The 1,981-nt window shown below is 60.4% G+C and carries 1 protein-coding gene; it reads right to left on the bottom strand.

The features are described from left to right. A partial coding sequence (locus tag ABX749_RS31115; protein ID WP_372899460.1) for a cadherin-like domain-containing protein occupies window positions 1-1,981 on the bottom strand: 1,981 nt, incomplete at both ends.

The following is a 1,981-nucleotide window of genomic DNA, read 5'->3' as shown; positions in this document are numbered from 1 at the left end:
GTGTAGGCCAGCGTGCTGCCTTCGATCGACGCTTCTACCGGAGCGTCGTTGACGGTCGTGACGGTGACGTTAAACGTTCCCGTTGCCGGTGTCGCGCCGTCTTCCCCACCGTCGGCCAGTGAGAAACTGAACGCATCGCTGGTCGTTTCGCTGCCGTCGTGGTCGTAGGTCACGTCTCCGGCATCGATGTCGGCTTGGGTGAAGGTGTCGTTGAGTCCCAAGGCGCCGAATCCGGCCAGGTACAGCGTGCCGTTGTCGGTCACGTCGGTGACGGTGTAGGTCAGCCCGGCGCCGCTATCATCGACGTCACCTTCGTTGAGCATCGCCGTCGTGATGACGGTTCCGGTGGAACCTTCCAAAACCGTTGTGCCGGTGTTGGTCGCGACCGTCGGCGCATCGTTCAGGTCATTGACGTTGACGGTCAGCGTTTCGTCGTAGTAGTTCGATGCGGAGTCCGTCACGCGAACAATCACGCTGTAGGACGACTTGGTCTCGTAGTCCAGGATTCCATCGGTCAGCACCAGTTCGTCACTGGAAACGCCGCCGATGGAGAAGTTCGCTGCGTCGGCCCCGCCGACGATCGAATAGGTGAATGTCTCGCCCGCATCGACATCCGTAGTGGTCAGGGTGGCGACGCTGACGCCGCCGGTGGTATCGGTGAATTCGTTGACCGAAGGGGTGTCGGGGGCGATGTCGGTCGGGGTTTGATTGTTGGGGAACGCCGCAATGGCGGTCAGTTTCTCCGATCCGGACGTCAATCCGATGTCCGAACCGTCCATCAGCAGCGATGCCGTGGCGGCACCATTGCCTGCGCCGGCAACCAACGTCGTCTGCGTGACCGACAACGCGATGATGTCGTGCTTTTTGACCGCCAGCGCGTTGCTGCCGACGCCCGAATCGCGATCAACCGAGAGTACGATGGTCCCGGCCAGGATGGTGTGGCCACCGATGACGGCATCGGTTTCATAGAGTTCGACCCCGTTGATCATTTCGGACAGATTGACGTTGGTATCCGATCCGTCCAGCAGCGTCTGCAGCGTGCCGCTGGTCGTTCCCGCACCCACATCGGTCGTTTCGAACAACAACAAGGAGGTATCCAGTCCAGTCGCATCGGTGGTCAGCAAGAAATCGCCGGCCTGAAGCACGGTGTCCCCGACGGTCGTGTTCTGTTCGACCAGCGAGATCCCACGCACATCGGCGCCGACAGGATCATCCAGCAGCAGATAGAAACTGCCCGAGGAATAGTCGCCCGCCGTGTCGGCACGGAACACGATGATGTCGTTCATCGTGATCGCCAGCGTGTTGGTGCTGACAAGCGTTTCGTTGTCCCTGGTCGAAAACAGCACGTCGCCTTCGAGCAGATTGAAGTTGGAACTGCCGACCTGGAGATCGGCCGTGACGTAGTGCAAGGCATCGATCTTGGTGTCGCCGCCGAAGGTGTCCAGATTGAACACCGACGTCGCGGTGCCGGAGGTCGTCCCGCTGACCGGTTCCAATACGAGGTCGGGGTCGCCCAGGGCAACGACTTCACCGGCCGTCCAGGCGTTCAAGCCGGCGGCGCCTTTGGAATTCACGTCACCGTCGGTGCTGAACCAAAACGCGGTGTCATTGGCGGCGGCCATGAATTCCGGTGGGTTTTGGTCCCACAAAAACAAGAACGGCTGGACGGTCGTTTCGCCGGTGTTGTTTTCGACCTCATTGCGTTCGCTCCAACTCGATCCGTCCCACAGCGGATTGTTCAGGTCTCCACCCGCATCGAGCGCGGTCAGCATGATCTGATCGGTTTCGGGACGACTGGTCAGCGTGAGTGTCCGCACATCATCTTTCAGATCGACGCCTTGTGTCGCGGCTGACCAGCCCCCGCCGCTATCCCAGGTGCGATAACTAAAACGGTTGTCGTTCTCCGAATACACGGCCAGCAGATCACCCGACTGGGATTCAAACGCGACGGCCACACTCAAGAACGTGTTGTCGCTCTCCG

It is taken from the genome of Stieleria sp., from assembly GCF_041595215.1.
Lineage (GTDB): Bacteria > Planctomycetota > Planctomycetia > Pirellulales > Pirellulaceae > Stieleria > Stieleria magnilauensis.
The sequence above is the reverse complement of the archived record's forward strand: the minus strand, read 5'-3'. Positions and strand labels throughout refer to the sequence as shown.